Here is a 25,953-nt window from a genome sequence, read left to right as displayed (position 1 = left end):
ATCTGATGGGAAAACTGGATGATTTGGCCATCCAGATGTTTACACATCCAAAATGACAAGATAAGGTGGCGCTGGCTATTGAATCCTCTTCAAGTGGCCCTCAAAAAATTCTCAACTGACCTGCGATCAGCTGTACAGCAAGGATGCCGAGGCTGGTTGCAGCAGGAACCAGCGGTGCAGCCACGTCCCAGAACAAAAATAGAGCGACACGAAATACCACAAGGAGCCCTCTCATGGCAGTGCCAAGCAATTCAGGGATAGAGATCAAGCATTTGAAAACGCTCTGCGCACTGGCCGAGCAGGGCTCGCTGGCTGGGGCAGCCCTCACCCTCAACCTCACCCAGTCCGCCCTCTCCCATCAGCTGAAAGAGCTGGAGACCCGCCTCAATCTGGAGCTTTACCTGCGCAAAAGTCGCCCGCTGGTGCTGACCGCGGCAGGCAGCCAGCTGCTCGGCCTCGCCCGTCAGGTGCTGCCTGCGCTGGCCCAGACCGAGAGGCAGCTACACGCCCTGCATAGCGGCGATGCAGGCAGGCTGCATCTGGCTCTCGATTGCCACAGCTGCATCCAGTGGCTGCTGCCGTTGCTGCCCGACTTTCGCCGCCAGTGGCCGGGGGTGGATCTGGAAGTGGAGTCGGTACCCGGCTTCGATGCCCTTGCAGCCCTGCTCGGCGGCCAACTCGACCTGCTGCTCACCTCGGACGTGCAGGCGCGCGGCGATCTCCACTTCGAGCCACTGTTTGCCTTCGACCTCACCCTGGTGATGGCGCCGGATCACCCCTTCTGTCACCAGCACCACATAGTGCCGGAAGATCTCAAGCGGGAGGTATTGCTGGTCTACCCTGTGGAGCGTGCCCGCATGGACATCTTCAGCCGATTTTTGCAACCCGCCGGGGTGGAGCCTGCCCGCTGCAAGCCGGTAGACAACACCTCGGTGATGCTGCAAATGGCCGCCGCCGGGCTCGGGGTCGCCGCCTTGCCACGCTGGGCCAGCGAGGAGTTTGTCAGGCAGGGGATGCTCTGCTCCCGCCCCCTCGGAAACGGTATTCGTCGCCATATGTATGGCGCGGTGCGCAGTGCCGACCGGGAGCAAACGTGTCTGCAAAGCCTGCTCGAACGCATTCGCAGCAAGATGGGCAACGGCTGAGAGCCGCTGAATATCACAGAACAGACAGGCAATGCTGGCCTCGCAAAGGGCAAAGCCGTATCCTGATTCTTTAATGGTGCTTAACGGTGTCAGCCATGTCGCAAGTCGATCTCAACCTCTTTCGTGTCCTGGACACCGTGATCCGCTATGGCGGTGTCACTACCGCTGCCGAGATGATGGAGATGACCCCCTCTGCTATCAGTCAGGCCATCAGTCGCCTCACTGCACTGGTGGGCGAACCGCTGTTCGTCCGTCAGGGCCGCGGGATCATCCCCACGGCGCGGGCATTGAGCCTGCACCGCGAGATCATGGTGCCGTTGCACGACATAGAGCGCAGCCTGCAACGCACGGATCTCTTTGATCCCCAAACCAGTCGGCGCACTTTTCGCATCGCGGGAGTTCCCGATATCGACCTGTTCTTCTTGCCGGAACTCAACAACCTGCTGCAAACCAAAGCCCCCAACTGTCAGCTGGAGTGGAATACCCAGGTACAGGACGAAGCGCTGCGCCAGAACAGCCTCTATCTGCACAGCGTGGATCTGGTGCTGGCAATCAAGCCGATGACTGAGCCGGGTATCGAAAATGTGAAGCTGATGTCGCAAGCACTGCGCATCGCCTGTCGCAAGGATCATCCCAGGATCCGCCAAGCCCCCGATATGAATGCCTTTTTCAGCGAAAAACATGTGGTGCTGCAAGCCAGACGGCTCGACAATCTGCTGCTCAACACCCTGACCAAGTCGCCGCTGCCACCGCGCCAGATCGCCTACGAAAGTGACTCATTGCTCAGCGCACTCCATCTGGTGAGTCGTACCGATTTGCTTTGCGTCGCCAGCCAGTGGCATATGGATATGCTGGGCCCTAGCTTGCAACTGGCCAGCTACCCCCTCCCCTGGCCTTCGGAAGATGGCTCTGTCTATATGAGCTGGCACAAGAGCGCCAATCAGGATGCAGGGCTGAATTGGTTCAAACAGCAGGTACAGGCCGTCAGTTTACTTTAAGCTACCTTAACAGTTAAAAAGCGCCCACCAACCGTCAGGCTGGCATGTTGCACCTGCAAGATGTCACTCAAGGGCTGGTCATACCGAAATAGTTACGCAGTGCCTCCACCACCCGCCTCACCTTCTCCGGGATCTCTCGCTGCGGCGTGATGGCGTGGATCTCCATCGGTGCAACCCGAAAGCCGGGTAACAGCTCAAGCAGGCGCCCCTGTGCCAGATCCTCACTGATTTCGCCTTCCGGTTGCAGCGAGATCCCCTGCCCCGCCAGCGCAAACTGGCGTAGGGGTAACACGTTATTGCACAGTACCTTGGCCTTGAACCTCACTCTGTGTTCGCCCCCCTTTTCATCCAGCAGCAATAAACCGCTGCCCAACATGTCGCCACAGAGCCAGTCGTGGGTGGCCAGATCGGTGGGCGTGCGCGGCGTCCCCTTGCGCGCCAGATAGGCGGGAGCGGCGCAGAGCAGCATCCGGGTCTGACCAAGTTTGCGGGCCACCAGAGTCGAGTCGGGCAAAGTGCCAACCCGCAGCGCCACGTCGATCCGCTCGGCAATCAGATCCCGTTTCTCATCGTCGGCGATGATCTGGATAGTGAGGCCAGGGTGGGCCTGCAGCAGCGGCGAGAGGGCCAGTGCCAGCGGCTGGCCCGCCATCCCCACCGGCGCAGTGATCCGCACCTCACCGAGCAGGGCGTCGCGCACTTCAGAAAGACGCAGCTCGGTCTCGCTCAACGTCTGCTGCAGCGCTCGGCACCCTTGCCACACCACCTCTCCCGCCTCGGTGAGACTGAGGCGGCGGGTGGAGCGATGGAGCAGGGGCAGCCCGAGCAGGCTCTCCAGCTGGCTGATATGCTGACTGACGGCGGAGGGTGTCATGCCAAGAGACTTGGCCGCACCGGTCATACTGCCCGCTTCCACCACGGCGGCGAAGATAGCGTAACGTCTGAGCTGTTCCATTATTAAACCCAGATTATAAGTGAATGCATTTTTGAGGTGATTATTAAATCATAACTGGCGGCGTAGGATAGCCCCATTCCAACAGCGAAGGAGAGTTTCCCATGAAGATTGCCCTGATCGGTGCCAGCGGTTTTGTCGGTTCAGCCATCCTGAACGAGGCCGTCAGCCGCGGCCATCACGTCACCGCCATCGTCCGCGATGTCAGCAAGGTGGCCGCCCATCCGCAGGTCACCGCCGTGGCGGTGGATGCCCAAAACCCGCAGGCATTGGCCGAGGTGCTCAAGGGGCACGATCGGGTGATCAGCGCCTACAACCCGGGCTGGAGTGCGCCGGATATCTACGACCAGTACCTCAAAGGCGCCAACGCGATTGTCGATGCGTCCAAAGCGGCCAACAGTTGGCTGCTGGTAGTCGGTGGTGCCGGCAGTCTGGAAGTCGCCCCCGGCGTGCAGCTAGTGGATACACCGGAGTTTCCGGCCGAGTGGCAACAGGGAGCCCTGGCCGCCCGCGACGGTCTCACCGCCCTGCGTCGTGAAACCGCCCTCGACTGGCGCTTTGTCTCTCCCCCGGTGTTCCTCGAACCGGGCGAGAAGCGCGGCGGCTATCGCATGGGGGGCGATCAGGTGCTCTTTAGCGGCGAACAACCTGCCGGAATCACGGTTGGCGATCTGGCCGATGGCGTGCTGAACGAGGTGGAAAAACCGGCTCACCTGCGCCAGCGCTTTACCCTGGGTTACTGAGAGCCCACTGTCGGTTAAGGCCAGAATGCGCGGTCACTCGCCTGTGCACCTAGTCAGGTGAACACCCGCGCAAACAGAAGGGAGGCATCCGCCTCCCTTCTGTTTTGGCCATTTTTGCCGCTGGCAGCTTGCCTCTGGTTATCACTATCCCCCTCATCATTTCCCCTTTACCCCTCAATGACTGCGCAAAAAACCGTCAGCCCATCAGGCGCCGAATTCCATTTCGAATTTTGTATATAACTAAGAATAATTTGTTGTTTCCGTCTTATAACACCGAACAGTAGCATCCCCTTCATTCCAGATGGCACCACACCGCAAGCGCATACCGCCGTGCTGTCGCGCCATCCCGTTTGCCGCTCATCAGGCCTGCCCGCACTAGAGGCAGCAGAAGAGATGACGCCAGAGATAACGAAAGAGTGAGGAGGTGCACATGGAACATTCACCACTGCCGATCATCGATCTGGCTGCCCTCAACGGGGCGCCCGAGATGCGTCGCCCTATGTTGACCAGGCTGGCTGCGGCCGCTCGCGATGTAGGCTTTTTCTATCTGACAGGACACGGTCTGAGCGAGACCGAACAGCGGGAAACCCTGGCGCTGGCAGAGCGTTTCTTTGCCCTGCCGGAGCAGGAGAAGCTGGCGGTGCAGATGGTCAACAACCCCCACTTTCGCGGCTACAACCGGGTCGGCGCCGAGCTGACCCGCCAGCAGCCTGACCTGCGCGAGCAGTTCGATATCATGAATGAGGCGCAGACCCTGCCTTCGGCACAGATCCGTGAACCCTGGCAGCGGCTGATCGGCCCCAACCAGTGGCCGACCGCCTTGCCCGAGATGAAATATCACCTGCTGGCGTGGCAGGAGCGGCTGAGCGATATCACCATCACCCTGCTCGCCGCCTTTGCCGAGGTACTGGAACAGCCAGTCGGAGTGTTTGACGACAGCATTCGTGGCGCCCCCTACCAGCACATGAAGCTCATTCACTACCCGGGACAAGAGGCGGGCGGCAGCAGTCAGGGGGTCGGCGCCCACAAGGATCCCGGCTACCTGACGCTGGTGATGCAGGACAATCACTCGGGGCTTGAGGTCGAGACGGCCGACGGCTGGATCTCCGCGCCGCCCCTGCCGGGAGCGCTGGTGGTCAATATCGGCGAGCTGCTGGAGCTGGCCTCCAACGGCTATCTCAAGGCGACCCTGCATCGGGTGGTGAGCCCGCCGCCCGGCGTCTCACGCCTCTCCTGCGCCTTCTTTATGGCGGCGCGGCTCGATGCCACCGTGCCACTGCTCAGCCTCTCCCCTGCGCTGGCAGCGCAGGGGCCGGAGAGTGACCCGACCAACCCGCTCTTCTATCAGGTTGGGGAAAACGTACTCAAGGGGCGGCTGCGCTCCCACCCGGATGTAGCAGCGCGTCACTATGGGCCGGTGGAACCTGCTCGCCTCCCGCGCACTGAAAGCGAAGCGATACCGGCCTAAGCAGCGCAAAGATCCGCAGGCGGGTATATGCATGAGCCACAAGCAGCATGGATATACCCGCCCTGACAACGAACAACAAGCAATGAACGACAAAACACAACCAGTCATGGCCAGAGCCTGGCCATCACGGAGCAACACGATGAAATTCAAGACCATGAGCGTACACAGCGGCCAGCGGATCGACCCACAGACCGGCGCCCTCACCACCCCGCTCTACCAGAGCAGCACCTTCAGCTACTTCAACGCCCAGGCGGGCAAGGAGCGCTTTGCAGGTCAGGCCCCCGGCTTTATCTACAGCCGCTTTGGCAACCCCACCACTGCCGAGCTGGAGCAGAAGCTGGCAGCGCTCGAAGGGGCAGATGAGGCGCTGGTAGTAGCGAGCGGCATGGCGTCGGTGAGCGCCATCATGTATGCCCTGGCCGACAGCGGCGATGAGGTGGCCTATATCGGCCCGCTCTACGGCGGCACCGATGCGTTTCTCAAGCAAACCTTCAGCCGCGCCGGCATCAAGGTCACCGCCTACGAGAGCGATCAGGATCTGCTGGCCAATATCCGCCCGGGTACCAAGGTGGTACTGTTCGAAACCCTGACCAACCCCACCCTCAAGGTGGTGGATCCGCGGGTGGTGGTGGAAGCGGCCCGCAAGGTGGGGGCCATTACGGTGTGTGACAACACCTTCCTCACCCCCTATCTGCTGCGTCCGCTGGAGCTCGGGGTAGACGTGGTGATGCACAGCGGCACCAAATATCTGGGCGGCCACGGCGACATCATCGCCGGGGTGGTGGCGGGATCTCACGCGCTGATGAAGTCCATCCGCACCGTGGCCCTCAAGCATATCGGCTCCCCCATCGGCCCGCAGGAGGCTTACCTGCTGCAGCGCGGGGTCAAGACCCTGCCCCTGCGGATGGATGCCCATCTGCACAATGCGCAGAAGGTGGCCGAGTTTCTGGCCGCCCATCCGGCGGTGAAGAAGGTGATCTACCCGGGGCTTGCCAACCATCCGGGCCACGATGCCCTCGGCGCCTTCGCCAGCGGCTTTGGCGGCATGGTGAGCATTGAACTTGAAGGAGGGTTTGAGCGCTGCGCCACCCTGCTCGACAACCTGCAGCTGTTCGTGCAGGCGGTGAGCCTCGGCGATCTCGAGAGCCTGGCCTGCCATCCGGCCAGCACCACCCACGCCGCCATGGACGAGGCGAGCCGCCTCGCCGCCGGGGTCAATGACGACCTCATCCGCTTCAGCATCGGGGTGGAAGATGCCGACGATCTGATCGCCGATCTGGCCGCTGCGCTGGCGCAGATCTAGCCAGAAGGCATGTTTCACTTGCCCGCCAAATCGCGACGGGTGATAACCCCCAAACACAACAACGGCCCATCAAGGGCCGTTGTTGTTTGTCACGATGTGGAAAAGGCGGGATTTACTCCTCCCACACCACCACTTGCGATGAAGGCCAGCGATCCCCGACATGAGCATATTTTTGCTCCAGCAGATGACGCTTGATCTTCATGGTGGGAGTCAGCACGCCGTTTTCGATATTCCAGGGGGTTTTCACCACCAGAATGCCGCGAATTTTGGCATGGGACTCCAGATGATCGTTGACCCGTACCCGGGCGGCCTCCAGTCTGGCCACGATCTCGTCCCGATTTCCCTTGGCTGCGCTCTCGGCCAACTGCACCAGCGCCACTGGTTGCGGCATGCCGTAACCAATCACGCAGAGCTGCTCGATAATGGGCTCCTGCCCCAGCATCCCTTCGATGGGGACCGGCGCTACATACTTGCCCTTGGCAGTCTTGAACACATCCTTCATCCGGCCGGTGATGGTGAGGTAACCCTCCCGGTCCAGCTTGCCCATGTCGCCGGTGTGGAGCCAGCCCTCGGCATCAATGGCCTCGGCGCTGTGTTCGGGATCCTTGTAGTAACCGAGCATCATCCCTTCGCAACGACAGAGGATCTCCCCCTCATCGGAGATCTTGATGGTCACCCCGGGCCCCGCCTTGCCAACGGTACCGATCTTGTCAGCACGGAACGGATAGTTGATGGTCGAAAATGCGTGGTTCTCGGTCATGCCCCACGCCTCGGTCACCTTGAGACCGATACTCAGATACCACTCCAGCAAGGCAGGGGAGACCGGCGCCGAGCCGCAGCCGAGCACACGGGCCTGATCCAGCCCCAGCCCTTTTTGCAGCTTGCGTTTGATGAGACCGGAGATGAGCGGGATCTTGAGCAGCAACTCCAGTTTCTTCTGGGGCAGCTTCTCGTGGATCTTGATGCGGAACATGGCCCATAGCCGCGGCACCGAGATAAAGACGGTGGGACGGCAACGTTTGACATCGTCAATAAAGGTATCGAGGGATTCGGGGAAGGCGATTTCGGCGCCACCATAAAGGCTGCCGCCGTAGATATAGACCCGCTCGGTAATGTGGGCCAACGGCAGATAGGAGAAACCGCGATCAGACTGGGTCAGACTCACCGTCTCTACCAGCTTCTCACATGACCAGGCGTAACGCTCGACACTCAGCATGGCCCCTTTCGGTTTACCGGTACTGCCGGAGGTGTAGACCAGACTCAGCAAGGCGTCGGGGGCCTGCACCGGGCTATCGGGAATGGGTTCGTGCGCTTCCAGCAGATCATCCCACTGGTGGCTGGCCGGCATGGTGTCGTAGGGGAAGGCGATGCGCAGCAGGTCGGCGGGCACGCCAGCCTCCTGACTCTTCCAGTCATCCAGTTTGCCAACGAAGATGGCCTTGGCTTCGCTGTGGCGCAGCACATATTCGATGGTATCGACGTTGGCCGTCGGGTAGATGGGCACGCTCACATACTGCCCCATCTGCATCGCCAGATCGGCGATAAACCACTGGGCGCAGTTCTTGGAGAGCAGCGCCACCTTGTCACCGGCCACCAGACCGAGGTGGCGCAAGGCCGTCACCATCCGCCGCGCTTCATCGGCCACTTCACCCCAGGTGAAGTCGACATATTCGCGGTTGATGGTTTGACGCAGGTAGGTTCGATCAGGACACTGCCGCTCCCAGTGATAGAGCATCTCGAGCGGCAGTTTGTTGGCAATGCGTGAGGAGGAGGCCATAGTTTAATCCCTGAAACAAAAGGCGAAACTTATTATTAACCTTTCACTAACTTCAGGGAAGAATAAACTCAAACTTCTGTTTGAACTGTGTATCCGATCAAGCTTCTGCCTGTTGTTGCAAACGAATCCACATTGCCTGCACCAGTTTCTCATCCTCTTCGGAGAGTTCACCTTGCAAAATCGCCTCGTTGAGGCTGCGCAACACATAGCTCTTGACGTCCCGCACCAGGGTCTTGCCTTCCAGCTCGGCCCGGGCAACGGCCAATGAGATATGACCTCGCAGGTAACCCCCTGCAAACAGCTCATCGTCGGTTGCGGTGGCAACCATGCTGTCGATCAGTCCCAACAACTTGTGCTCAAAATCGTGAATCGTCATGTAACGCAGCCTCATTTGCGGCAAAAAATTCGGGGGTATGGAACCGCAATCCGGTTGATTGCGACTCTCTGGCGCCACGCCAGCAGCGTCCCTGGCGTCCTATTCCGGGTTGGCCACCGGGTAGATGACCTGATCCTTGTATCCCGTGGTTATTCGCAAATATCCACGCAACGCCCGGTTTAATTCGGGATCATCGGTGTCCACCAACAGCGGCCTGCCCGCGAGCGCGGCAAGCTTGGCCTTGGTTGCCAGCACCTGGATATTGTCCAGCCCGACACACCGAATCACCTCTGGACTCAATTGCTGATTTCCGCGCCCGAACAGATGTCCCTGTCCGCCGATCAGGGTAATGATCAGTCGGCAGCGACGGCCGCGGATCCGGGTCAGGATCTCGGCGGCGCTGAGATCCTGCCCGATAAGTCGGCCATTTTCCACCAGATCAACACCGAGCAAGGTATTTTCCAGACCGAGCTCAGCCATGCAGGCCGCCACCGTGCTGCCAGAGCCCATCAGGTAGAGCACCTCAGGCTCCATCTGCTCCACCACCCCGGCAGCAAGGTCGGCCAGCACCAGCTCTTCAGACTCCTTGCCCCCCTGCTTGACCGCCTGTACATAACGCAGATCGCCGGGCACCTTCAGCTGACCGTAGTGGCGGGCCCGTACCTTACCCGCGCGAAATGCCTCCTCGTCGATGTCGCGCACCTCGGCATCGATCAGGCTGAGCAGTTCACCGGCAATCATCCGGGCTACCACCCGCCCGCTGGCGGCCGGGGTCACTCCGTAGACACCGGAGTGGATCTTGCATCCCGCCGGAATGCCAAGCACATGGCAGGACTCCCCCACCGCGGCGCAGATATCCCGCGCCGTACCATCGCCACCGGCAAACAGCAGCAGATCGACTCCAGCTTCGCGCATTAACTCAGCGCCGTGGCGGGTATCGTCAGCAGAGGTGCTCTCCCCGGCCGGTTGATAGATGACCCGACAGGGCAATCCCAGAGAGCGGGCTACCGTCTCCCCCATCTCTCCCGCCACCGTCAGCAGCTCGAACGGAGCACTCAGCTCACACAGTGGCAACAGCGCTTGTCTGGCCCGCTCCTGCGCCTTGGGCACAGCACCACGAGCCAGCGCCTCGGCAACCACACCGTCACTGCCCTTTAGCCCCACTGCGCCGCCAATGCCGGCGACCGGATTAATGATGAACCCTAATCGAAACATGCCTGCCTCCCTTGCGATGTGTGCCATTTTTATCTTTTTACACCAGAGGGACAAGCCGCCGCCCCCCTGCTAAAATGCGCTGCTTCAATTTTTTACCAAGGTCAAATCATGCTGGAATGGGTTCTTGATCCCTCTGCCTGGGTCGCTCTCGCTACCCTTACCCTGCTCGAAATCGTGCTCGGTATCGACAACATCATTTTTATCTCCATCCTGGTGGGTCGCCTGCCGGAGGCGCAGCGTCAGAAAGCACGCATTCTGGGTCTGGGCCTCGCCATGGGTACCCGGATCCTGCTGCTGCTCTCGCTGGCCTGGGTGATGCGTCTCACCGATCCGCTCTTCACCGTGCTGGGTGAAGCCATCTCTGGCCGCGATCTGATCCTGCTGCTGGGGGGCTTGTTCCTGATCGGCAAGAGTGCTCACGAGATCCATGCCACTCTGGAAGGCGCGGCTGAACCGGAGAGCATCAGCTCGGCTGCGTCCGGTTTTATCAGTACCCTGATCCAGATCGCCATTCTCGATATTGTCTTCAGCCTCGACTCGGTGATCACCGCCGTCGGCATGGCCGATCACGTACCGGTGATGGTGCTGGCCATCATGATCGCCGTCTTCATCATGATGTTTGCCGCCAAGGCGATCGGTGATTTCGTCGACAACCATCCCACCATCAAGATGCTGGCCCTCTCCTTCCTTACCCTGGTCGGCTTCGCCCTGATGGCGGAGGGGATGGATCTGCACATTCCGAAGGGATACATCTACTTCGCCATGGCCTTCTCGCTGGTGGTGGAGATGATCAACATCCGCTTGCGCAGCCACCACGACAACAACGGTCAGAAGAGCCCGCAATAACCCCGCAGCTCGAATGCATCGAGATCAAAAAGAGCGCCTTTGCGGCGCTCTTTTGTTATGGGTCACGAGATAACGGTAGCGATTACTGATCGCTGATGACGATGGCCACCCGGCGATTGGCGGCGCGTCCTTCTCTGGTCTTGTTATCTGCCACCGGCAAGGTCTCACCACGGCCACGCACCTCAAGATTGGCGGGCTTCATGCCAATCGACACCAGCACATCCGCCACCGATTGAGCCCGTTGCAGGGAGAGCTGCTGGTTATAGCCACTCTCACCGGTATTGTCCGTGTGGCCATCTACCCGTGCTTTGTCGAGACCGACGCCAAGCAGGGTCCGGCCCAGTTGTTCCACCGATTGTCGGGTCTTGACATTGAGTGCCCCCACGTTGTTGGCAAACAGCACCCGGTTGGCCAGATCAAGGGTCCAACCCTCATCCGTCAGGCGAAACCCCTGCTCCTTGAGCACAGCAACCTGCTCCGGAGTCAACCCTCTGGGGGCGCTCTGGCAACCGGCCAATAGCGCCAACATCAACCCCAGCAAGGTAACCTGCAACAGGTGGGTGATCTTCATGGTTTGCTCCTTCTGTTTGTTGTTATTCATGCTTGCTGGGAGAGCGCTTGCTGTTCGCTACGGCGTGTCCGTTTCGTCAGATACATGGCCGCATCCGCCTGTTCACACAACATGCAGGCACTCATCCCCGCCTGATAGATGGCAAAACCGATACTCACACCGGCCACCAGTTGACGCCCATCGCGCAGCACCACGGGTTCGCTCATCGCTTGCTGGATGCGTTCAATGACCTCTTCCGCCGCTTGCAACTGATCAACTGAGCCAACCAGCACGGCAAACTCGTCACCACCGAGGCGAAACACCAGATCATCAGGGCGCAATTGATGCTGTATCCGTCTGGCCAGCGTCATCAACACATCGTCGCCGCCGTTGTGGCCGTAGCTGTCGTTGATCTGCTTGAAACGATCGCAGTCGAGATAGAGCAGCGCAAACCCCGCCTGCTCACCGAGAGAGATAGCCTGAGTCAGCCGGGCATCAAACAAGGCGCGATTGGGGAGCCCCGTCAGGACATCATGGGTCGCCTGATGGAGCAGACTGGCATTCTCGCGGGCCTGATGATCTTGCCAAGCCTGCAGCTCATCGAGCAGGGAGTTGAAGTCATCCCCCAACTCGTTGAGCTCGACGATATCGGCTGGCGGAGCCCTCATCCCCAGCGTACGCTGCCGACGCACCGAGTGAGCAACCTGTGCCAACTGCCGCAGTGGCGAGGTGATCGCAACTTGCATGCGCCCGGCAACATAAAAAGCCACCATGGCGCTCAACATCAGGCAAACCAACATCACCAGCAGCGCCGCAAGCAAGAACAGCAGCAAATACTCGCCGTGACCACGCAATTCGATGGTCGCGATCTGCTCGCCCCCCCGCAGCATGGGGAACTTTGCTGGCCCCGGCATGAGCAGATGGGCCAAATAATCCTCCACCGTCACCAACGGATTGCTTCTGGGCCGCACCCAGTTGGCTAGCCGTACGCCATCACTCAGAAAAATGCTGGCCTCGGCCACCTCTTCATGGGCAACAATGCCGCTGAGCGCCTCACTGGCAGCCTCCTCATCGTGGAACACCACCGCCGCCTCGGCGCTATAGCTGATGGCCCGAGCCACCAGTTCGAGATTATGAGCGGCGTAAAAGCGCACCATCAGCAAGGCGACCAGGGTGAAAAAGAGTCCCGCAACACTCACCGCAGTGACAGCGGCCACCAGATGGGTTCGTCCCAGGCTCTGACGCAGGGTCAAACGGCGGGACGTACCGCTCAACTGTCGCCTCATGGTACCCCCTGGTCGGCATGGGCCAGTTTGAGCACGGCGGGATGCACTCGCACGCCGCTCAACGCCAGGGCGTCGAGGTTAACCTTGAAGCGCACCCGCACATTGTCTGGTGACGTCTGCAGGCAGAACACCGCACTGGTAGAACACTCCTGGCTATATTCGCTGATGCTGAGCACCGGGTGGCCCTGCAGGCGAGTGAAGAGCGCAAGCCGGGTCTGTTCACTCACAACGCCAAGATAGAGCACATCACAGTTATCACGGATAGCCGGATCGCTCGCTTCGTAGCGATTGACCTGAACCGTCCGGCCATTGGCCTGACGCTTGATGGTAAAGAGCGCACCAGCATATTCGGTCGGTGCCGCCACACACATGCGCAACACCGCAGGCTCCGTGGGCCAGCGGGTGTAACTGAGAATATCGAGCACCAGCTCCCTGACGGCCATCGCCCGGCTCTCGGCCGCCGTTTCCGCCACCGCGCGGGGCAATAGCAACCCGAGCGCCACCAACAGGAGCGCCATGCGAATGATGGTACGGGGGAACGAGAGTAACCGCATGATCAGAGAGTGGCCACCTTGACACTACCGCAGCAGTGCACTGCAGTTCGGATAGATAAGGGGTGATAGTAAGTTGGCTGATGATTGCCTGACAAACCTTCACCGCCCGCTATTTCTGACCGACGTATAAAACAACGAAAGAGCCCATCTGACGATGGGCTCTTTGTTCACGGGCATCAATACGCAACTTACTTCTTGCTGATACCGTACTCACGCAACTTGTTGGCGATGGCGGTGTGCGACACACCCAGGCGCTTGGCCAACTGGCGCGTCGAGGGAAACGCCGGATAGAGTCGTGCCAGCAACTGGCTCTCGAAGCGTTTCACCGCATCGTCCAGATCCCCTTCGAACCACTCGTCGATAAGCGGCGCCGTATCGGCGGCCACCGGCAGATCGATCTGCTCGGGCCCCAGCTCATCCCCTTCCAGCAGGGTCATGGCACGATAGAGGCAGTTGCGCAATTGGCGCACGTTGCCCGGCCAGCGGTAGGCGGTCAGGTAGTCTGCCATGTTGCGGGTAAAGCGCGGGCGCGGACGCTGCAGTTCGCTGGCAAAACGGGAGACAAACTGCTGGGCCAGCACCATGATGTCTGCCTTACGCTCGCGCAGGGGGGGCAACGCCAGACTCAACACGTTGAGACGGTAGTAGAGATCCTCGCGGAAGGTTCCCTCGTGCACCAGATCCAGCAACTGCTTCTGGGTGGTACAGATGAAACGGACGTTGACCTTCACCTCCTGCTCGTCACCGACCCGGCGGAATACCCCATCCTGCAGCACTCGCAAAAACTTGGTCTGCAAATGGGGAGACATGTCGCCGATCTCGTCCAGCATCAGGGTGCCGCCACTGGCCAACTCCAGCACGCCGCGCTTGCCCTCGGTGTTGTTGCCAAAAGCGCCGGGGGCATAACCAAACAGCTCGCTCTCGGCCACGTTATCGGGCATGGCGGCGCAGTTGAGGGCCATAAAGGGGTGGCTGGAGCGCAGGCTGGCACCGTGACAGGCGCGGGCCAGCAACTCCTTGCCGGTGCCAGTCTCGCCGACGATCAGCAGCGGCGCGTCCTGCATCGCCAACTTGCGCGCTTGCGACAGCACCTCTTTCATCTTGGGGCTCTCGGCCTGCAGATGTTCAAAGCCCCCCACTTCCACCGCATGGAGCGCACTGAAGTGCAGACCGACCCGCCGGGCAGATTTGAGCACCACCACGGCACCGGCCAGCGCCTGCTTACCGCGGGCTTCCGCCACGAACAGCGGCATCAGATCAGCGAGATACTCTTCGCCATTGAAACTGAGCTTGCTGGTCTGCGGCTTGATCTCGCTCGCCTCCAGCCAGCGGGTGAAGGAGAAGCCCTTAACCAGCGAGCCGAGCGCCACACCGCGCACCTCCTCCACCGGCAAGCCGAGGGTGGTGAGGGCCGACTGGTTGGCCTGGGTCACCTTGCCCTTGCTGTCGAGGGAGAAGACCAGATCCGGCAGCGCCTTGAGCAGCGCCTCGATTTCGTGGTGCTCTCGCTCGGAGGGCATGTAGGGGATGGTCTTGACGTCGTAGACGCCGGGAATGCGGCGGATCTCCGGCATCAGGTGCTGAAAATCACTGAACTCCAGCTCGGGAAAGTTGAGATAGATGATGCCTGAGGTATCGATTTCGATGCCGCGCAGATCGATATTGTGCTCCACCAGGCGGTCGAGCAGTTCCCGGGTCAGGCCCAGGCGGTCTTCACAGCTGACTTCAAGACGCATTCGGGACACACTTCCTAGCTAACTCTATGAATGAGCGGATAATACAGTCTCGATCCCCCCAGTGCGAGCGCCAGCCCATAAAAATGCGGGCCTGCCCCGTTTTCGCAGGCAGGCCCAAACCAGCACGAGTCACGGTTTGCGCACACCGTCAGCTGATTAATTGATCCGTCCGCGCCGCCATGATGAAGTCGTTGCGGTGCAAGCCGCCTATCTTGTGGGTCCACCAGCTGACGGTCACCTTACCCCACTCGGTCAGGATGGCCGGATGGTGAAACTCCGCCTCCGCCAGTTCGCCCAGACGGTTGGTAAAGGCCAGCGCCTCCTTGAAGTTGCGAAAAGTAAACTCCCGCCGCAGTTGCAACGCCCCCTCCACCACCAACGGCTGCCAGTCGGGGATCAACTGCATCAGCTCGCGCAGCTCCTCATCACTCACTTTGGGGGCATCGGCGCGGCACGCTTCACACTGCTGGCTGGCCAGTTCGGACATGGGTTACTCCTGCTTGATCAATGAATATGAAATTGGGTTGTTTGCTTTTGGTCAGCTCGCCTGCTTGCCAGTGGCAACCTCAAAGCGCGGCGGATAAAGACCAAGTCGACTGGCCTCGGCCAGAGCAGCCATGATCTCCTCACCGGTCAGCTGGTAGAGATGAGCGAGACTCGGCAGCACAAAATAGGTGGGCTGCATGATGTCGATGCGATATGGGGTGCGTAGCACGGTCAGCAGATCGAAAGATTGCAGCAGCGGCTTACCGGAGAGGGCATAGGCGGTCTCGCCGATGGAGGAGAGAATGCCGCCACCGTAGATACGCAGCCCGTCAGGTGTCGCCAGCAGGCCAAACTCCACGGTGAACCAGTAGAGCCGCGCCAGAAAGACCCGCTGCTCCTTGCTCGCCTGTTGCCCCAACTGACCGTAGAGGTGGGTGAAGTGGGCAAAGGCCGGATTGGTCAGCATGGCGCAGTGGCCGAAGATCTCGTGAAAGATATCCGGCTCTTGCAGGTAGTCGAGCTCGTCGCGCCGCCGGATAAAGGTCGCCACCGGAAACTGGCGGTTGGCCAGCAGGGTGAAGAAGCGATCGAACGAGATGAGCGCTGGCACCGCCGCCACCGACCAGCCGGTGGCAGGCTGCAAGACGGCGTTGATCTCTGCCAGCTGGGGGATGCGATCACGGGGCAATCCCAGTCTGACGAGACCGGCCAGATACTCATCACACCCCTTGCCAGCAAGAGCGGCGAACTGGCGCTCGATCAGGATCTGCCAGGTGCCGTGCTCTTCGTTGCTGTAGTGGATCACCCCGTCAGCATCCGGCTGGTGTGCGGTATAACAGGTTGCCATAGCGGTTCCATCCTCTGGCGCCACATCAAGGCGCCTTGCCGTTTCATCACGGTTTCACTGTAACGAAATGGCAACAAAAAAAGCAGCCGACCCATCAGTCGGCTGCCGGAAACAGTTGTAAATAAATTGTGACAACCCGCTAACCAATCCCCACTACAACTTGACCATGATATGGCGCGGCACCGTGTAATCCTCCAGCGCATAGAGGGAGAGATCCTTGCCGTAGCCCGACATCTTCATGCCGCCATGAGGCATCTCGGAGGTGAGCATGAAGTGGGTGTTGATCCAGGTGCAACCATATTGCAGGTGGCTGGCCACCTTGCTGGCCAGGCTCAAATCCTTGGTCCAGACCGACGAGGCCAGACCATAGTCCGAGTCGTTGGCCCACTGCACCACCTGCTCGGCGTCGCTGAAACGGGTCACCGACACCACGGGGCCGAACACCTCGCGCCGCACGATCTCATCCTCCTGACGGGCCCCGACAATCAGGGTCGGTTCGAAGAAGAAGCCGTTGCCGGGGCGGATCTTGCCCCCCGCCGTCACCTCCACATGGCCGCTGCTCTGGGCCCGCTCGACAAAGCTGGCGACCCGGTTGCGCTGTCTGTCCGAGATAAGCGGCCCCATCTCGACCCCCTCCTCGTACTGGCTGCCCACCTTGATGGAGGCCACCGCATCGGTCATGGCGGCGACGAACTTGTCGTAGATCTTGCCCTGGGCATAGATACGGCAGGCGGCGGTGCAATCCTGACCAGCGTTGTAGAAACCGAAGGTGCGAATACCCGCCACCACCGCCTCCAGATCCGCATCGTCGAAGATGATCACCGGCGCCTTGCCTCCCAGTTCAAGGTGGGTGCGCTTCATGGTACGGGCGGCGCTTTGCAGGATCTTCTGGCCGGTGGCGATATCGCCGGTGAGCGACACCATGCGCACCAGCGGGTGCTCCACCAGCGGCGCCCCCACACTCTCGCCTCGCCCGCAAATGACGTTAATGACGCCGCGCGGGAAGATCTCGCTGGCCAGCTCCGCCAGGCGCAGGGCGGTAAGCGGGGTCTGCTCGGAGGGTTTGAGCACCACCGTATTGCCCGCCGCCAGCACCGGCGCCATCTTCCAGGCCGCCATCATCAGCGGGTAGTTCCAGGGGGCGATACTGCCCACCACCCCGATGGGATCGCGCCGGATCATGCTGGTGTGCCCCTCAATATACTCCCCCGCCAGCGGCCCTTGCAGGCAACGAGCCGCCCCGGCAAAGAAGCGGAAGCAGTCCACCACCGCGGGCAGCTCGTCATTGAGTACCGCCAGATAGGGTTTGCCGCAGTTGAGGGATTCGAGCGCCGCGAACTCCTCGGCGTGGCGCTCGATGAGATCCGCCAGACGCAGTAGCAGGTTGCTGCGGCTTGCCGGGGTGGTGCGACTCCACTGGGCGAAGGCACGCTGGGCACCGTTCACCGCCCGGTTCACCTGTTCGAACGAGGCTTCGGGCACGGCGGCGATCTGTTCACCGTTGGCCGGGTTGAGAATGGGTTCGGCCTGCCCCTCGCCGGTCACAAACTGGCCATCAATCAAGAGTTGGGTAGAGAGTTTCATGGTTGCATCCTTGCGCACGCGTTGAGTCATCATTTGCCACTGCCAGCGACATCATGGGTGTCGCGAGTGAGGTAGTAGGCAAGCAAAATGGGGATAGTGGTGAAGGCCACTATGATGAGGGCCACTACGTTGGTGACCGGCCTGTCACGGGGGCGGATCAGCTCCTGATACATCCAGATGGGCAGCGTGGTCTGCTGGCCCGCGGTAAAGGTAGTAACGATCACCTCGTCAAAGCTCAGGGCAAAGGCCAGCATGCCCCCCGCCAACAGCGCCGTGGCCAGATTGGGCAAGATCACGTAGCGCAGGGTCTGGAAGCCGTCGGCCCCGAGATCCATCGACGCCTCGATGAGGCTCTGGTTGGTGCGGCGAAAGCGGGCCAGCGCATTGTTGTAGACCACCACCACACAGAAGGTGGCGTGGCCGATAACGATGGTCCAGAAGCTGAACGGGATCTCCAGCAGACCGTAGGCCGAGCGCAGCGCGATACCGGTGACGATGCCGGGCAACGCGATGGGCAGCACCAGCAACAGTGACACCACCTCCTGACCGAAGAATCGGCTGCGGGCAATGGCCCCTGCCGCCAACGTGCCGAGGATCATGGCCGCCAGCGTCGCCAGCCCCGCGACCTCCAGCGACAGCTGGATGGCACGCCACACATCGGGGCGATTGAGGGTCACCTCGAACCACTTGAGGGTGAGCCCGGGGGGCGGAAACTGGTAACTCTTGCTCTCGCTGGTGAAGGCGTAGAGGAAGATAAACAGAATGGGAAAGTGCAGGAACAACAGCCCGCCGATGGCGGCGTACTTGAGCAGGCCCGAAGGGCGATGTCCCTGACTGATCACTGAGCTAGCTGACATGACGGCCTCCTTGCTGCCGGTTCAAAGCGAGATGGTCAAAGCGCATCAAAAGCCCCCTGCCGTTTGACGGTCGTCGGTTGATAACCATGATCAGGCTGGGCACCCGAGGAGATACATGGATGAGTGCAATATGGGCATCAAAGCGCATCAAAGGCTCCTAACCGTTTCGCCATCGCCAGATAGATGGCGATGATAAGGATCGGCACCAGCGAGAAGGCGGCGGCGAAGGGCAGATTGCCCGCCGTACCCTGCTGCATGTAGACCACCTGACCGATATACATGGTCGAGTTGCCGATAATGCCGGGGATGATGTAATCACCGAGGGTCAGCGAGAAGGTGAAGATGGAGCCCGCCACCACACCGGGCAACGCCAGCGGCAGGATCAGATTGCGAAAAGTCTGGGCGGGTGTCGCCCCCAAATCACTGCTCGCCTCCAGCAAGGAGCGCGGAATACGCTCCACCGCCGCCTGAATGGGCAGGATCATGAAGGGCAGCCAGACATAGACGAACACGATAAAGGTGCCGAGCCGCGAAAAAGAGAGCGACGGCCCCCCGATGACTGGCAGGGAGAGGATGGCATCCAGCAGCCACTCCAGCCCCATGCTGTCGGCCAGCCAGCTCACCACCCCCTCCTTGGCCAAAATCAGCTTCCAGGCATAGACCCGCACCAGATAGCTGGACCAGAGCGGCAGCATGATCCCCACATAGAACAGCGCCCGGGTCTTGCCACTGGTGTAGCGCGCCATGTAGTAGGCAACCGGAAAACCGAGCAGGGCACAGGCCAGGGTCACCAACAGCGACATGCCGACGGTGCGACCGATCACATCCAGATTCTCCGGTCGTAGCAGGGCGACAAAGTTTTGTAGCCCCAGCTCGTGGCGCACCTGACCGCTGAACTCGTCCAGCCCAAATAGGGAGTTGGAGAGCAGCATCAGCAAGGAGCCGACATAGATGATGCCGAGCCACAGCAGCGGCGGCCCCAGCAAGATCGCCAGCAGCAGGCCGGGTCGACCATAGAGCAGGGTCGAGAGGCGCCGCAGCGGCCTGAAACGGGCAGGTTCGGTCTGATGGTTCATGGCAAGACTCGCACTGTGAGGGAGGCTCATGGCTGCGCCCCTTGATGAGTGGCGCTCAGGCGATGGATCGCCTGCTCCGGCCAGCTGAGGCTGACCCTGCTGCCGCGCGCCAGACGGGCCTGCCCCTCATTGGGGTGGTTGACGATGATCTCGAGCTGATTCCCCAGATCGACCCGATAACGGACGAAGGGGCCTAAATACTCTACCTCACGGATCTCCCCCGACCAGCCGGGCGTGCCCGCCTCAGCGAGCCGGATCCGCTCCGGGCGCACCATCATCTGGCTACCGTCACCGCACAGCCGTCTTGCCTGCTCCCCTTCGAACAGATTGACGGTGCCGACAAAGCGGGCCACAAACGGCGTCGCCGGGGCGTCGTAGATGGTGTCGGGCGCGGCGATCTGCTCGATCTTGCCCTGACTGAAGATGCAGATCCGGTCGCTCATGGAGAGCGCCTCCTGCTGATCGTGGGTGACGAAGATAAAGGTGATGCCAAGCTGGCGTTGCAACGCCTTGAGCTCAAGCTGCATCTGCTCGCGCAGCTTGAGATCGAGGGCCCCCAGCGGCTCATCCAGCAACAGGATGCGCGGCTGGTTGATAAGAGCCCGGGCGATGGCGATGCGCTGGCGCTGGCCGCCGGAGAGCTGGCCCGGGCGGCGCTTGCCGACCCCGGGCAGCCGCACCAGCTCCAGCATCTCGTCTACCTTGCGGTAGCGCTCCGTCTTGGCGACCCCCTTGAGCATCAGGCCATAGCCGATGTTGTCGCGCACATCCATGTTGGGAAACAGGGCATAGTCCTGAAACACGGTGTTGAGGTTGCGATCATAGGGCGGCACGGTGGAGCAGGGTTCGCCAAACAGGCGGATCTCCCCTTCGCTCGGGTACTCGAAGCCCGCGATCATCCGCAGGCAGGTGGTCTTGCCGGAACCGCTCGGCCCCAGCAGAGTAAAGAATTCCCCGGAGGGGATCTGGAAAGAGATGTCATCGACCGCCTTCACCTCGCCATAGTGGCGGCTGACCCGGTCAAATTGTACGGCGTTCATGGGGCGTCCTTGTCTGTGCTGGGATGGGCCGGACTCCTGTCCGGCCCGCTTGATTATCCGGTTTGAGCAACGGTGCAGAGGCAACGCTGCTCACTCTGCCTTAGCGACCACCCAGAATGGCGATATAGTCGGAAACCCAGCGGTAATAGGGCACACAGGTTCCCTGGCTCTTGCACTGGGAAACCGGAGTGCGCCAGAAACGAACCCGATCGAAGTTGTCGATACCGTTGGTTTTGCACCCGATCGGGCCCAGCAGGGCATTGCCCTCACAAGCGGCAGGCACCACAGGCACCGAGCCAAACCAGGCGGCGAGATCCCCCTGCAGCTTGTTGTTCAGGGAGTGCTCCAGCCACTTGTAAGCACAGGTGAGGTTCTTGGCATCGCTGTGCACCATGCTGGTATCGGCCCAACCGGTGACGCCCTCTTTAGGCACAGTAGTGGCAATGGGCTGCTTGTCGGCAATCAGGGTATTGGCCTGGAACGGCCAGGAGCCAGAGGCAACCACCCCTTCATTCTTGAAGTCATCGATTTGAACGAAAGCATCATGCCAGTAGCGTCCCACCAGCTGGCGCTGCTTGCGCAGCAGATCGAGAGAGGCCTTGTACTGATCCTCGTTCAGCTCGTAAGGATCCTTGATACCAAGGGCGGGCTGATGGGTCATCAGATAGAGAGCCGCGTCTGCAATATGGATCGGGCCGTCAAAGGCCTGTACCCGCCCCTTGTTGGACTTGCCATCCGCCAGGGTCTGCTCCTCGAACACCACGTTCCAGGAGTCTGGCGCCTTGGGGAACACCTTGGTGTTGTACATCAGGATATTGCCGCCCCACTGGTAGGGCACGCCGTAGTGTTTGCCATCCACCGTGTGCCAGGGGGCATTTTGCAGCCGGGGATCAATCTTGCTGTAACTCGGAATGAGCGCCAGATTGAGCGCCTGCACCTTGCCACCGGCAATCAGACGCAGACTGGCATCGCCGGAGGCGGTCACCAGATCGAAGCCCCCCTCATTCATCAGCGCCACCATCTCGTCCGAGGTGGCCGCCGTCTTGACGCTCACCTTGCAGCCGGTCTCTTTTTCGAAACCAGTCACCCAGTCGTAATTCTTGTCGGTCTCGCCACGTTCAACGTAGCCAGCCCAGGCCACGATATTGAGCTGGCCTTCACCCTTGCCGAGCTCGGTCGGGGCAGCCTGGGTCTGGCCTGCCAGCATAGCAGGGACAAGAGCCAGCATCAGAGGGGTCAATTTCATCATGCACTCCTTGCATTGTGTTGACTTGCATCAGGTGAAGGAACGCCACCGTAGGCGTTAACATCCTGTTAACCAACAATGAGCTTAGGGGAGTGGCAATACGATGAATATTTCAATTTTTGATGGCTCAGGTATCAGCTAAATCGATATCGAGTGCAGATGAATCTGAATTTTAGTGGCAACCCCGCGAAAGATGGCTAGCGAGGGAGCGTCTGACGAGCCCGCAACCGGCTCTGATCCCGCGCGATATCGATAAATTCCCGCGCCGTCCAATCCAGCCGAGAACCACGGCGCCACACCAGCCCGATATCGATGGCGGGAATGGGCTCCTTGATGGTGCGCGCCTCGACCCGCTCCTGCTCCAGCGACCAGGGGCGATAGGCAAAATCGGGCAGCAGAGCGACTCCGAGCTGGCTGGCGACCAGACTACGCACCGCCTCCACCGACGCGGTGCGCAGCACGATACGGGGGGAGATGCCGTAACGGCGCAGGCCGCCACCGATGATCTGATCCAGCTGATCGGCGGTCAGCGAGATCATCGGCTCCTCCCCCAACGCGGTGAGCGAGAGGGTCGACTCGGCGCAGAGCGGGTGGTTGGCAGCCAGCCAGAGCCGCAGCGGCGAACGGGTCAGTAACTCGGTATCAAACGCCTCTTGCCGGATGGTGCGGTTGGTCATCAGGATCCCCACATCCACTTCGCCGTTGACGATCTGGTGCTCCAGAAAAGGCTGTTCATCCTCCTTCACCTCGATCTGTACCGCCGGAAAGGCACGGCGAAAGCGGCCGAGCGCCTCAGACAGGTAGTAGCCTGCCACCAGAGTAGTCACGCCGATGGTGAGCCGCCCTTGATCCTGCTGGGCTACTGCTTTGAGTGAGTGGCTAGCCTCGGTCATGGCGCCGAGGATGCGGCGGGCGTGGAGCAAAAACTGGTGGCCCTGAGTGGTGAGGGTGACGCCACGCGGATTGCGCTCGAACAGCGGGGCGCCCAGCTCGGTCTCCAGCTCGCGAATGGCGCTGGTGACCGCCGACTGGGAAATATGCAGCTCGGCGGCGGCGCGGCTCACTGAAAAGCTGTCGGCCACGGCCACGAAATAACGGATCTGGCGAAAGGTAAAGTTCATCGGGCATCCTTGCCGATTAGTACGATTGGTGTGATTGGTACGATTAGCTGCCAGCTTAACCGTAAACGGGCGCCTCGCCAAAGTCGCCACCATGCTGGCAACTCAATGATCTGCCGATTAAAACCATGCCCCTGTGGCTTGGCAAGCACGACAGGGGCATGGGTCATCGCAGCAAGGTGTCGCCCGTGGCGATCAGGATTTGTTGAGATATCCCGCCAGCTGGCCGATCAGCCGCTTGCGCAACTCGCCCAGTTTGGGTTTCTCGTCCGCACACCAGGGCAACGGGCGGCACGCCTCTATGGTGCGCAGGCCAAGGCGGGCGGTGAGCAGGCCCGCCCCCACCCCTTGCGCGGCGCGGGCGGAGAGCTTGGCGGCAAACTCGGCGCCCAGCAAGTCCATCCCCACCTCGGTCACCAACTCGGTGGCGCCAGCGTAGAGCATGTTGCGAAACACCTGACGGATGAGGCGAATGCGGCTCCAGTAGCCAAGCTCGATGGCGTAGACATCGGCGATATCCTCGATCATCCGCAGGTTGCGCCACAGCATCAGCATCATGTCGACGGTGGCGAGTGGGCTCAGGGCCACCAGCACGGCGGCCTCCCCCGACCATTTGGCCACCCGCGCCTGCGCCAGCTTGTCGCGCTCGCTCAGAACCAGCTGACTGTAGAGGGTCAGCACCTCCCGATCGCTGTGGCTCTCGTCGAGCTGGGCCAGCCAGGTTTGATACCCCTCGCGCCCCTTGTCGCCACTTTTGACCGCCAACCCTTCGCAAAAGGCCTGCCCCTGCCCGACTCCCTGATGGGCCAGCAGATCTTCTGCCCGCGAGCGCACATCCTGACGCCGCTTGAGGGTGCGCAGACGCAGCCACTCGCGCCCCACCACACTGGCGGTACCCGCCGCCACCAGCGCCGAGGCCACCAGCCAGGCGCTGCCCCAGAGCGGAGTAGTGAGAAATTGATCGTAAAGGAAAGCGCCATATTGCCCCAACGAGAGCAGACCGACTGCCCCCAGCCCCCACGCCAGCAGCCGATGGCGGCGACGCGGTTTGATGACGAGAGCGCTCTCCACCTCGGTGAAGTCGTCCAGCTCATCGAGACGCTCGAAGCTCGCCTCCTCCAGCCGTTGGGCCGGCGCGGGCGGTCGCTCGTCACTGGCCACCGTCAAGGCAGGCTCAAGGATCACCTTGCCCTGCAGCGGTGGCCGCTCTTTTATCTGATCGTTCATCGCCTTGTTCTCCTGAAAACAGTCTCCTGAGTGCGGCGCAGGCAACAAACCCGGGCCGCACACCGTTATTCGAGGTGATCCCCGAGCAGAAACTCCAGCGCCGCATCGAGCCGGATATGGGGCAGCGCCTGATGAGCGCTCATGGGCATGGGGCGAAACGCCTGAAAATCAAAGCCCTGACTGTTCCACCACTGCGCAGGCGGAATATGGGGCGGCACCTCCCCCGGGAACAGCAGCAGCGGCTCACCCTCAAGGCTGGTGCCACGGATGGCAGGGAACTCACGGCCATTGGCCACCCCCTTGCCCACCTCGGTCGCCTTGATGGCAGCGAGCGCCAGACACTCGGTAGTGATCCCCTCAAAACGGGCCTGGCCGCGGCCACGGTGCACCAGATGCTGGAGCAGGGAGACCATGGGCGCGTGCTGTTCGGGGGTGACGTGATCAGCCTTGCTCGCTACAAACAGCAGCTTGTCGATGCGGGGCGAGAAGAGCCGCCGCCACCAGTTGCTCTTGCCGTAGGCAAAGCTCTCCATGATGCGGGCAATGGCCTGCTGCATGTCACCAAAGCTGGCCGCTCCTGCGTTGAGGGGCTGCAGGCAATCCACCAGCACGATCTGGCGATCAAAGCCGGCAAAGTGCTGCTGATAAAAACCCTGCACCAGATGCTGCTTGTACTGCTCGAAGCGCTGCTTGAGGGTGGCGTAGAGGGTGCCATCAGCGGGTTCGCTGGCAGGCATCTCCCACACCCAGGGCACGAACTGCAGCATGGGGGCACCGGCATACTCCCCCGGCAAGACGAAGCGGCCGGGCTGGATCAGGTGCAGCCCCAGCTCCTGTTTGCAGGCGTGCAGATAGGCGGTGTAACGCTCGGCCAGCTCAGCCACCGGTCGTTCTTCGAAGCGCTGATCAGCCTGCCACCCAGGGGTCAGCCAGCTGGCGGCGAGCGCCTGCAGCTCGGGGCGACGCAGCTGCTCGCGCACCTGTTCGCTCCACTGCGCGTAGCTCATCTCAAGGAGCGGCAAGTCGAGCAGCCACTCCCCGGGATAGTCCACCAGATCCACGTAGAGGGTGGAGATCTCCCCCAGATGCTTGCGCAGGGGGTGACGGGTGCGATAACGAATTTCGAGACGCACCTCGGCCACGCCACGGGTGGGCTCGGGCCAGGCCGGCGGATCGCCAAACAGGGAGTCGAGGCCACGCTCGTAGGCAAAGGTGGGGATGTGGGCATTTTGCTGCGGCACCCGGCGGGCACCGAGAATACGCCCCTGACGCAGGGCATCCCACAACGGCAAACGGCCGTCGATGGCCGCATGTTCCAGCTGATTGACCAGCGCCGTGATAAACGCCGTCTTGCCGCTGCGAGAGAGGCCGGTCACCGCCAGCCGGATATGGCGATCCCGTACCCGGTTCACCACGTCGTTCGCCTTGCTCTGCAGGCGAGTCAACTTCTGTTCCAGTTTATTGAGTATCAAGGCTTGACCTGTTCTCCCTTGGTGGTTGCATCCGGCGTGATTGGCCGTGCA

Annotated in this window: 24 protein-coding genes; 6 read left to right on the top strand and 18 right to left on the bottom strand. The window is 61.1% G+C overall.

Annotation, left to right across the window (positions count from 1 at the left end; all coding sequences use genetic code 11):
• Positions 1-233: 233 nt before the first annotated feature.
• On the top strand, positions 234-1,145 hold the full coding sequence (locus ACE1BR_RS03270; RefSeq protein WP_374867581.1) for a LysR substrate-binding domain-containing protein: 912 nt from the start codon (positions 234-236) through the stop codon (positions 1,143-1,145).
• 95 nt (positions 1,146-1,240) lie between these two features.
• Positions 1,241-2,143 carry a LysR family transcriptional regulator gene (locus tag ACE1BR_RS03265; protein ID WP_374867579.1) on the top strand — a complete coding sequence of 301 codons (903 nt, stop codon included), beginning with the start codon at positions 1,241-1,243 and terminating at the stop codon, positions 2,141-2,143.
• A gap of 67 nt (positions 2,144-2,210) precedes the next feature.
• Here ACE1BR_RS03265 and ACE1BR_RS03260 read toward each other — a convergent pair whose 3' ends face one another.
• On the bottom strand, positions 2,211-3,098 hold the full coding sequence (locus tag ACE1BR_RS03260) for a LysR family transcriptional regulator (protein WP_374867577.1): 888 nt from the start codon (positions 3,096-3,098) through the stop codon (positions 2,211-2,213).
• Between the two features lie 101 nt (positions 3,099-3,199).
• Between ACE1BR_RS03260 and ACE1BR_RS03255 the strand changes: the two genes are divergently transcribed.
• From ACE1BR_RS03255 to ACE1BR_RS03245, 3 genes are all read left to right on the top strand, one after another.
• On the top strand, positions 3,200-3,838 hold the full coding sequence (locus tag ACE1BR_RS03255; RefSeq protein WP_374867575.1) for an NAD(P)-dependent oxidoreductase: 639 nt from the start codon (positions 3,200-3,202) through the stop codon (positions 3,836-3,838).
• A gap of 430 nt (positions 3,839-4,268) precedes the next feature.
• On the top strand, positions 4,269-5,306 hold the full coding sequence (locus ACE1BR_RS03250) for an isopenicillin N synthase family dioxygenase (protein WP_374867574.1): 1,038 nt from the start codon (positions 4,269-4,271) through the stop codon (positions 5,304-5,306).
• 139 nt (positions 5,307-5,445) lie between these two features.
• Complete coding sequence (locus tag ACE1BR_RS03245; protein ID WP_374867572.1) at positions 5,446-6,609, top strand: trans-sulfuration enzyme family protein; 1,164 nt, start codon at positions 5,446-5,448, stop codon at positions 6,607-6,609.
• Positions 6,610-6,721: 112 nt separating this feature from the next.
• On the opposite strand, the gene ACE1BR_RS03240 is transcribed toward ACE1BR_RS03245, so the two are convergent.
• From ACE1BR_RS03240 to ACE1BR_RS03230, 3 genes are all read right to left on the bottom strand, one after another.
• The gene (locus ACE1BR_RS03240; RefSeq protein WP_374867570.1) at positions 6,722-8,386 is read right to left on the bottom strand and encodes an AMP-binding protein; all 1,665 of its coding nucleotides are present in this window, start codon (positions 8,384-8,386) and stop codon (positions 6,722-6,724) included.
• Between the two features lie 97 nt (positions 8,387-8,483).
• Positions 8,484-8,762: a YfcL family protein gene (locus ACE1BR_RS03235; protein WP_042062259.1), complete on the bottom strand. Its 279-nt coding sequence runs from the start codon at positions 8,760-8,762 to the stop codon at positions 8,484-8,486.
• A 99-nt stretch (positions 8,763-8,861) separates the two neighbouring features.
• Positions 8,862-9,977, bottom strand: coding sequence for an ATP-NAD kinase family protein (locus tag ACE1BR_RS03230; RefSeq protein WP_374867568.1), 1,116 nt, complete (start codon positions 9,975-9,977; stop codon positions 8,862-8,864).
• A gap of 108 nt (positions 9,978-10,085) precedes the next feature.
• Between ACE1BR_RS03230 and ACE1BR_RS03225 the strand changes: the two genes are divergently transcribed.
• Entirely contained in the window at positions 10,086-10,823 is a 738-nt protein-coding gene (locus ACE1BR_RS03225) for a TerC family protein (protein ID WP_374867566.1), read from the top strand.
• An 82-nt stretch (positions 10,824-10,905) separates the two neighbouring features.
• On the opposite strand, the gene ACE1BR_RS03220 is transcribed toward ACE1BR_RS03225, so the two are convergent.
• From ACE1BR_RS03220 to ACE1BR_RS03155, 14 genes are all read right to left on the bottom strand, one after another.
• Positions 10,906-11,394, bottom strand: a complete 489-nt coding sequence (locus tag ACE1BR_RS03220; protein ID WP_374867564.1) for an OmpA family protein — start codon at positions 11,392-11,394, stop codon at positions 10,906-10,908.
• 26 nt (positions 11,395-11,420) lie between these two features.
• Entirely contained in the window at positions 11,421-12,659 is a 1,239-nt protein-coding gene (locus ACE1BR_RS03215) for a diguanylate cyclase domain-containing protein (protein WP_374867562.1), read from the bottom strand.
• On the bottom strand, positions 12,656-13,213 hold the full coding sequence (locus ACE1BR_RS03210) for a YfiR family protein (RefSeq protein WP_374867560.1): 558 nt from the start codon (positions 13,211-13,213) through the stop codon (positions 12,656-12,658). Before ACE1BR_RS03210 ends, ACE1BR_RS03215 begins: the two co-directional genes overlap by 4 nt.
• 188 nt (positions 13,214-13,401) lie before the next feature.
• The gene (gene tyrR / locus ACE1BR_RS03205) at positions 13,402-14,949 is read right to left on the bottom strand and encodes a transcriptional regulator TyrR (RefSeq protein ID WP_374867558.1); all 1,548 of its coding nucleotides are present in this window, start codon (positions 14,947-14,949) and stop codon (positions 13,402-13,404) included.
• 148 nt (positions 14,950-15,097) lie between these two features.
• A complete protein-coding gene (locus tag ACE1BR_RS03200; RefSeq protein WP_058051632.1) occupies positions 15,098-15,436 on the bottom strand; it encodes a 4a-hydroxytetrahydrobiopterin dehydratase in 339 nt (112 codons plus the stop codon).
• A gap of 51 nt (positions 15,437-15,487) precedes the next feature.
• A complete protein-coding gene (gene phhA, locus ACE1BR_RS03195) occupies positions 15,488-16,282 on the bottom strand; it encodes a phenylalanine 4-monooxygenase (protein WP_374867556.1) in 795 nt (264 codons plus the stop codon).
• A gap of 153 nt (positions 16,283-16,435) precedes the next feature.
• A complete protein-coding gene (locus ACE1BR_RS03190; protein ID WP_159158753.1) occupies positions 16,436-17,866 on the bottom strand; it encodes a gamma-aminobutyraldehyde dehydrogenase in 1,431 nt (476 codons plus the stop codon).
• 29 nt (positions 17,867-17,895) lie between these two features.
• Positions 17,896-18,723 (bottom strand): ABC transporter permease, encoded by an 828-nt coding sequence (locus ACE1BR_RS03185; RefSeq protein WP_374867554.1) that lies wholly within the window; start codon positions 18,721-18,723, stop codon positions 17,896-17,898.
• Positions 18,724-18,860: 137 nt separating this feature from the next.
• A complete protein-coding gene (locus ACE1BR_RS03180) occupies positions 18,861-19,829 on the bottom strand; it encodes an ABC transporter permease (protein ID WP_374867552.1) in 969 nt (322 codons plus the stop codon).
• On the bottom strand, positions 19,826-20,839 hold the full coding sequence (locus ACE1BR_RS03175; protein WP_374867550.1) for an ABC transporter ATP-binding protein: 1,014 nt from the start codon (positions 20,837-20,839) through the stop codon (positions 19,826-19,828). Before ACE1BR_RS03175 ends, ACE1BR_RS03180 begins: the two co-directional genes overlap by 4 nt.
• A 100-nt stretch (positions 20,840-20,939) precedes the next feature.
• Positions 20,940-22,085 (bottom strand): ABC transporter substrate-binding protein, encoded by a 1,146-nt coding sequence (locus ACE1BR_RS03170; protein WP_374867549.1) that lies wholly within the window; start codon positions 22,083-22,085, stop codon positions 20,940-20,942.
• 197 nt (positions 22,086-22,282) lie between these two features.
• Positions 22,283-23,206, bottom strand: coding sequence for a LysR family transcriptional regulator (locus ACE1BR_RS03165; protein WP_374867547.1), 924 nt, complete (start codon positions 23,204-23,206; stop codon positions 22,283-22,285).
• A gap of 192 nt (positions 23,207-23,398) precedes the next feature.
• Positions 23,399-24,430, bottom strand: a complete 1,032-nt coding sequence (locus tag ACE1BR_RS03160; RefSeq protein WP_374867545.1) for a YcjF family protein — start codon at positions 24,428-24,430, stop codon at positions 23,399-23,401.
• A 65-nt stretch (positions 24,431-24,495) separates the two neighbouring features.
• Positions 24,496-25,902 carry a YcjX family protein gene (locus tag ACE1BR_RS03155; RefSeq protein WP_374867543.1) on the bottom strand — a complete coding sequence of 469 codons (1,407 nt, stop codon included), beginning with the start codon at positions 25,900-25,902 and terminating at the stop codon, positions 24,496-24,498.
• Positions 25,903-25,953 lie beyond the last annotated feature (51 nt).

Origin of the sequence: Aeromonas sp. MdU4 (assembly GCF_041929505.1) — a bacterium.
Classification (GTDB): Bacteria; Pseudomonadota; Gammaproteobacteria; order Enterobacterales; family Aeromonadaceae; genus Aeromonas.
The sequence above is the reverse complement of the archived record's forward strand: the minus strand, read 5'-3'. Positions and strand labels throughout refer to the sequence as shown.

Bases quoted from the DNA above. Each gene is read 5' to 3' on its own strand.
- ACE1BR_RS03245 (WP_374867572.1), top strand. From the start codon at position 5,446: ATGAAATTCAAGACCATGAGCGTACACAGCGGCCAGCGGATCGACCCA.
- ACE1BR_RS03260 (WP_374867577.1), bottom strand. From the start codon at position 3,098: ATGGAACAGCTCAGACGTTACGCTATCTTCGCCGCCGTGGTGGAAGCG.
- ACE1BR_RS03235 (WP_042062259.1), bottom strand. From the start codon at position 8,762: ATGACGATTCACGATTTTGAGCACAAGTTGTTGGGACTGATCGACAGC.
- ACE1BR_RS03185 (WP_374867554.1), bottom strand. From the start codon at position 18,723: ATGTCAGCTAGCTCAGTGATCAGTCAGGGACATCGCCCTTCGGGCCTG.
- ACE1BR_RS03190 (WP_159158753.1), bottom strand. From the start codon at position 17,866: ATGAAACTCTCTACCCAACTCTTGATTGATGGCCAGTTTGTGACCGGC.
- ACE1BR_RS03180 (WP_374867552.1), bottom strand. From the start codon at position 19,829: ATGAGCCTCCCTCACAGTGCGAGTCTTGCCATGAACCATCAGACCGAA.
- ACE1BR_RS03175 (WP_374867550.1), bottom strand. From the start codon at position 20,839: ATGAACGCCGTACAATTTGACCGGGTCAGCCGCCACTATGGCGAGGTG.
- ACE1BR_RS03215 (WP_374867562.1), bottom strand. From the start codon at position 12,659: ATGAGGCGACAGTTGAGCGGTACGTCCCGCCGTTTGACCCTGCGTCAG.
- ACE1BR_RS03250 (WP_374867574.1), top strand. From the start codon at position 4,269: ATGGAACATTCACCACTGCCGATCATCGATCTGGCTGCCCTCAACGGG.
- ACE1BR_RS03230 (WP_374867568.1), bottom strand. From the start codon at position 9,977: ATGTTTCGATTAGGGTTCATCATTAATCCGGTCGCCGGCATTGGCGGC.
- ACE1BR_RS03225 (WP_374867566.1), top strand. From the start codon at position 10,086: ATGCTGGAATGGGTTCTTGATCCCTCTGCCTGGGTCGCTCTCGCTACC.
- ACE1BR_RS03240 (WP_374867570.1), bottom strand. From the start codon at position 8,386: ATGGCCTCCTCCTCACGCATTGCCAACAAACTGCCGCTCGAGATGCTC.
- phhA (WP_374867556.1), bottom strand. From the start codon at position 16,282: ATGGCAACCTGTTATACCGCACACCAGCCGGATGCTGACGGGGTGATC.
- tyrR (WP_374867558.1), bottom strand. From the start codon at position 14,949: ATGCGTCTTGAAGTCAGCTGTGAAGACCGCCTGGGCCTGACCCGGGAA.
- ACE1BR_RS03265 (WP_374867579.1), top strand. From the start codon at position 1,241: ATGTCGCAAGTCGATCTCAACCTCTTTCGTGTCCTGGACACCGTGATC.
- ACE1BR_RS03210 (WP_374867560.1), bottom strand. From the start codon at position 13,213: ATGCGGTTACTCTCGTTCCCCCGTACCATCATTCGCATGGCGCTCCTG.
- ACE1BR_RS03270 (WP_374867581.1), top strand. From the start codon at position 234: ATGGCAGTGCCAAGCAATTCAGGGATAGAGATCAAGCATTTGAAAACG.
- ACE1BR_RS03200 (WP_058051632.1), bottom strand. From the start codon at position 15,436: ATGTCCGAACTGGCCAGCCAGCAGTGTGAAGCGTGCCGCGCCGATGCC.
- ACE1BR_RS03255 (WP_374867575.1), top strand. From the start codon at position 3,200: ATGAAGATTGCCCTGATCGGTGCCAGCGGTTTTGTCGGTTCAGCCATC.
- ACE1BR_RS03160 (WP_374867545.1), bottom strand. From the start codon at position 24,430: ATGAACGATCAGATAAAAGAGCGGCCACCGCTGCAGGGCAAGGTGATC.
- ACE1BR_RS03220 (WP_374867564.1), bottom strand. From the start codon at position 11,394: ATGAAGATCACCCACCTGTTGCAGGTTACCTTGCTGGGGTTGATGTTG.
- ACE1BR_RS03170 (WP_374867549.1), bottom strand. From the start codon at position 22,085: ATGAAATTGACCCCTCTGATGCTGGCTCTTGTCCCTGCTATGCTGGCA.
- ACE1BR_RS03165 (WP_374867547.1), bottom strand. From the start codon at position 23,206: ATGAACTTTACCTTTCGCCAGATCCGTTATTTCGTGGCCGTGGCCGAC.